The following is a 4,196-nucleotide window of genomic DNA, read 5'->3' as shown; positions in this document are numbered from 1 at the left end:
GCGCAAGGGCTACCTGCGCCGCGACCCCGACCGCCCGCGCGCCATCGAGGTCGTCTCCCCCGACCTGGGGCGTAGCGCGCGCGGCTACCGGGCCGGCGACTCGCGCGCGGCCTCCACCCCCGACGAGGTCGACGAGACGGGCATCGGCGACGAGCGTCCCGCCGCGTCGTACGTGCCGGTGGTGGGCCGCATCGCCGCCGGTGGACCGATCCTGGCCGAGGAGGTCGTCGAGGACGTCTTCCCGCTGCCCAAGCAGATCGTCGGCGAGGGCGAGCTCTTCCTGCTCAAGGTCGTCGGCGACTCGATGATCGACGCGGCGATCTGCGACGGCGACTGGGTGGTCGTGCACCAGCAGCAGACCGCCGAGAACGGCGACATCGTCGCGGCCCTGCTCGACCACGAGGCGACGGTCAAGACGTTCAAGCGCACCAAGGGACACGTGTGGCTGATGCCGCACAACGACGCCTACGAGCCGATCGACGGCGATGACGCCTCGATCCTCGGCAAGGTCACCGCGGTGCTGCGCCGCGTCTGAGTCGGACCCCTGCTGTCGCGGCCGGATCGTCGCGGTCAGAGGTCGGCCACCAGCCGGGTCAGCGTCTCGCCCAACGGGGCGTCCAGCCGCAGCGTTGCCTCACCGTCACCGCGCGACCAACCCCGGGTGACGATGGCGATCGGCATCCCCAGCTTGTCTGCCCGGCGGACGAACCGGTATCCCGACATCACCGCCAGCGACGACCCCAGCACCAGCAGGCCCGCGGACGATTCCACCAACGCAAAACACTGCTCCACCAACGGTTTCGGCACCGACTCACCGAAGAACACCACGTCGGGCTTGAGCGTGTCGTGGCCACAGACCAGGCAGCGGGGCGCGCGGAACCTCTCGATCGCCGCGTCGGGGATGTCGACGTCGCCGTCCGGCCGCAGCTGGCCGACCGCCACCTCGAAGTCGGGATTGGCCTCGTCCAGCCAGGCCTGCACGTCGTCGCGCCGGTAGGTCTCGCCGCAGGTGAGGCAGCGCACCCGGTCGAGGGTGCCGTGCAGCTCGAGGACGTCGTGGGCGCCGGCCTTCTGGTGCAGCTCGTCGACGTTCTGGGTGATGACGCCCCGCGTCAGGCCCCGCCGTTCCAGTTCGGCAACCGCCCGGTGTCCTGCGTTGGGCGCCGCCGCCTTGAATCGCCCCCATCCCATGAAACTCCTTGCCCAGTAACGCTGCCGGGCGCTGGAGGAGGCGACGAACTCGTCATACGTCATGGGGGTCACGCGCCGGATGCCCTCGGGGCCGCGGTAGTCCGGGATCCCCGACTCGGTGGACAGCCCCGCCCCGGTCAGGACGGTCAGGTCGCCGCCGCGCACCAACTGGACCAGCGCGGCATACGTCTCGTCCCGGGACGTGGCAACGGCGGTCATGCTCCCAGTATGCGGGACGGTCAGAAGCGCCCCAACAAGGTGCGCCGTGACGATCCACGCAGTATGCCGTCCGCGACCTTCGCGTCGGCGACCTGCGGATGCGGCGGCTCCAGCGGTGCATCCAGCCGGATCAGGCGTGGGGCGTGCTCGCGCACCGCTTGGTCGGCCACGAGGTATCCGTGTCGCTCGAGCACCTGCTGCAAGCCGTCGCTGAACGCGTCGAGGTCGGTGCGCACCGCGTTGATGCGTTCGGTGGTGGCGGCCGGGTAGTGGCCGGGGACAACGGCATCCAACGACCAGCTGGCTCCGGTGAGCGCGTCCTGGGCGAAGCGCGCCTGCAGCCACCGCAGCCGGGTGGTCTGGCCGCCGCTGGTGGCGATCCCGAGGATCTGCAGCAGTTGGCCCCACACGGTGTGCGTGGTGCGCGCCCGGAACACCGTGCCGCCGTCGCTGACCAGCACCGTCGCGTGGTCGGCCCACACTGCCTCAACCCCCAGCGTGTCGTAGGCGCCGCCGTCGGTGAGCTCGATGTGCCGCAGGATCTCGGCGTGCTGCTGCGGGTCGGCGTGCCCGGGGTCGCCGCCCTTCAGGCCCATCTCCACACCGTTGAGGACCTGCGGGGCGAAGAACGGCGGGTAGGCGCAGGTCGCGGCGACCGCGTCGGCGATCCGCAGTCCGGGCGGTGGGTCGGCGTGGCCGAGGCGGTAGTCGCCCACACGGCCGTGGGGCCGGACCGCGTTGGGGTCAGCGAAGATCCACGAGACGCCGTAGGCAACCTCGGTCGCGCAGGTGAGCACCGCGGGACCGTCGGGCGCGTTGTCGCGCAGGTCACCCGCCCACCACGGCACGGCCACGGCCAGCCGGCCCGCGAGCGCTCGCACCGCGCTGTCCGGCATGAACCAGCGCGGCGGCCAGAGCTTGGCCAGCAGCGCGGGGGTCCGCACGTTGTGCCCGGCGAGGCGGCGCAACGGGTCGGCGACGTAGCGCTCGAAGCCCTTCACCACCACCTCCCCGCCCGACTCGTCCGGCCAGACCAGCCGTGAGTCGGCGAGCAGGTTGGCGGTCAGTGCTCCCCCCGAGACGCCGCTGATCGACCGCAACCCGCCGAGGACGCCGAGCTCGTTGAGCCGGCGGACCGCGCCGAGGTGGAACAACGCCGCGCGGTAGCCGCCGCCGGAGAGGCAGAGCGCCGTGCCGTGCCGGGGTCCCGGCGCGGCCGGCCCGTCCGGTGCCGGCCCGGCCGCGGCCAGCTGGGCCGTCGCCGGACTCGCCGGGTGACGTGGTCGGGACACGCCACCATGCAACCACGCGGCGCCGACTTCGGCGGCCGGACGGGTTACCGGGCGCCGAGGGCGTCGGCCACGAGGTCGACGTCGGCGGCGGTGTTCCAGACGTGGAAGGCGATCCGCACGCCCCCGGCCCGTGACGACACGGTGACCCCGGCGTCACCCAGCCGGGTGGCGATCGAACCGTCGGCGTCGTCGAGCCGAAGCACCGGCCGGCCTTCCGGGCGCAGACCGAGCCGCTCTCGCAGGCCGTCGGCGAGTGCCACGTCGTGGTCACGGATCGCCTCGATCGGCGCCATCGACATCACCTCGAGTGCGGGGACCGCGCCGACCCACGACAGCCAGGCCGGTGAGACGTCGAAGCGGCTGGCGTTCGAGGACAGCACCATGTCCGGTCCGTAGCAGGAGCCCCAGATGTCGTCACCGGCATACCAACCGGCGACCACGGGCCGCAGCCACGAGACGGCACCGGGGCGCACGGTGAAATACGTCGTGCCGCGCGGCTGGCACATCCACTTGTAGGCCGAACAGACGGTCAGGTCGTAGTCGCCCGCGTCGAACGGCAGCCAGCCCGCTGCCTGGGTGACGTCGCAGAAGGTGAGCGCGCCTGCAAGGCGAGCGGATTCGGCGATCGCCGCCCCATCACAGAGGCTCCCGCACGCGCTCTGCGCCAGGGAGAACGAGACCAGCGTGGTGCGCTCGGTGATCGACGCGGCCACCTCGCCGAGCGGCACATGGCGGACACTGATCCGACCCGTCTGCGCCTGGACGAGGAACGGGAAGATCATCGAGGTGAAGTCACCCTCGACGCAGAGCACCTCGGCCCCGTCGGGCAACGATGCGGCGACCACCCCGGCATACACCGACGCCTGCGGACCGACTGAGACCCACTCGGCGGGCACGCCGACGAACCGCCCGTATGCCGTGCGCGCCGCCTGGACGTCGGCGTCGTAACCGGTGGCGGTCGCGCGGCCGAGCTGCCACTGCTCCAGCGCGGACCGGAGCGCCTGGACCACAGGCTCGGGCGGCAGGCCCATGGTGCTCGCGTTGAGGTAGCCGGGTGCCGGCGCAAACTGGGCCTTGAGCCGCGCCAGCGCGTCCGCGCTGGGGGAACTGCTGGTGGAACTGGCTGCTGCGGGGAGCTCGGGCTGTCCCTGGCGCGGGGAGGTGAGAGTCGGCATACATCCACGATGACCGATTCCGACTTATCACACAAGACCACAAGTTATTGACTTTGAGTAACGCTCGATTATGGTTGGGTCATGATCGACGCCGCCGGCCTTCGGGTGATGAAGGCGATCCACGACGAGGGCAGCTTCACGGCTGCCGCAGCCGCTCTCGGCTTCTCCCAGCCGGCCATCTCACAGATGGTGCGCCGGCTCGAGGAGCGCACCGGCACGGTGCTCGTCGAGCGGATCGGACGCAGCGTGCGGCTCACCGAGGCCGGGGACGTGCTCGCCCGGCACGCGGTGCCGGTGCTCGCGGCCCTCGAGGCGGCCA

Annotated in this window: 5 protein-coding genes; 2 read left to right on the top strand and 3 right to left on the bottom strand. The window is 71.7% G+C overall.

What is annotated here, in order from left to right:
* A partial coding sequence (lexA, locus tag FRW57_RS18135) for a transcriptional repressor LexA (RefSeq protein WP_152186664.1) occupies positions 1-535 on the top strand: 535 nt, incomplete at its 5' end.
* A 35-nt stretch (positions 536-570) separates the two neighbouring features.
* On the opposite strand, the gene FRW57_RS18130 is transcribed toward lexA, so the two are convergent.
* From FRW57_RS18130 to FRW57_RS18120, 3 genes are read right to left on the bottom strand one after another with little or no spacing between them, the layout of a single operon-like run.
* Positions 571-1,410 (bottom strand): NAD-dependent protein deacetylase, encoded by an 840-nt coding sequence (locus FRW57_RS18130; RefSeq protein WP_137123460.1) that lies wholly within the window; start codon positions 1,408-1,410, stop codon positions 571-573.
* Positions 1,411-1,430: 20 nt separating this feature from the next.
* Positions 1,431-2,702, bottom strand: coding sequence for a patatin-like phospholipase family protein (locus FRW57_RS18125; RefSeq protein ID WP_152186663.1), 1,272 nt, complete (start codon positions 2,700-2,702; stop codon positions 1,431-1,433).
* A 44-nt stretch (positions 2,703-2,746) separates the two neighbouring features.
* Positions 2,747-3,877, bottom strand: coding sequence for an aminotransferase class V-fold PLP-dependent enzyme (locus tag FRW57_RS18120; protein WP_152186662.1), 1,131 nt, complete (start codon positions 3,875-3,877; stop codon positions 2,747-2,749).
* Between the two features lie 81 nt (positions 3,878-3,958).
* On the opposite strand from FRW57_RS18120, the gene FRW57_RS18115 reads away from it, so the two are divergent.
* On the top strand, positions 3,959-4,196 hold a 238-nt coding region (locus tag FRW57_RS18115), incomplete at its 3' end, for a LysR family transcriptional regulator (protein WP_152186661.1).

Source organism: Segeticoccus rhizosphaerae, from assembly GCF_009192725.1.
GTDB classification, from domain to species: Bacteria; Actinomycetota; Actinomycetes; order Actinomycetales; family Dermatophilaceae; genus Segeticoccus; species Segeticoccus rhizosphaerae.
This window is presented reverse-complemented; position numbering and strand designations above follow the sequence as displayed.

Coding starts and splice junctions, on each gene's coding strand:
- FRW57_RS18130 (WP_137123460.1), bottom strand. CDS start 1,410: ATGACCGCCGTTGCCACGTCCCGGGACGAGACGTATGCCGCGCTGGTC.
- FRW57_RS18120 (WP_152186662.1), bottom strand. CDS start 3,877: ATGCCGACTCTCACCTCCCCGCGCCAGGGACAGCCCGAGCTCCCCGCA.